Here is a 635-nt window from a genome sequence, read left to right on the forward strand (position 1 = left end):
GAGCAGCACCAGGGCGGTACCGAATACCGTGAGACTGGCCACCAGAAAACGGCTGATGGTGGTGCCCAGAAACTGGTCAACGGTATCCAGATCGGTAATAAAATGGCTGCTGATCCCTCCGGAGCCACGGGTTTCATACTCCGACATGGCCACCCGCTGCAAACGCCCCAACAAACGGGAACGGATTCGGAACACCACGTCCTTGGAGACCTTGGAAAACTCCCGGGACTGCAACACGTTGAACGACAGCGCGGCGACCCGAAGCAGAAATGCGGCCACCACCATCAGGCCGATATAAACCACCGAGGTTTCCCAGCTCCCCGGCAGTAGCGAATTCATGACCGGTAACACCGGGCCAGGCTCGTCCAGCAGCACTTCATCCACCAGAACCGGGAGCAGCAGGGGCACCGGCACACTCATAACGGTGGCCATGATCGCCAGCAGATTGGCGCGCACCAGTCTGGGCTTGTGTTTGAGCGCAAGGCTAAAGATACCCCGCCAGGTGTATTGCTGCCGGGTTTCACGGGTGTCGATACCGGTTACGCTGTTCTGGGGGTGTTCCAAGCAACCTCCGGAAAATGAAATGTGCCCGGTTGGATACGCCCGGGAATTCACAATAGTCTACCTGTTAACTG

The 635-nt window shown here is 58.0% G+C and carries 1 protein-coding gene; it reads right to left on the reverse strand.

Going from position 1 to position 635, the window contains the following annotated elements; translation table 11 throughout:
- Nucleotides 1–564, reverse strand: a 564-nt coding sequence (locus tag B2W52_RS10385) for an ABC transporter transmembrane domain-containing protein (protein ID WP_286802892.1), incomplete at its 3' end; no start/stop codon positions are given.
- Nucleotides 565–635 lie beyond the last annotated feature (71 nt).

It is taken from the genome of Marinobacter sp. UBA2498, assembly GCF_002341575.1.
GTDB classification, from domain to species: Bacteria; Pseudomonadota; Gammaproteobacteria; order Pseudomonadales; family Oleiphilaceae; genus Marinobacter; species Marinobacter manganoxydans.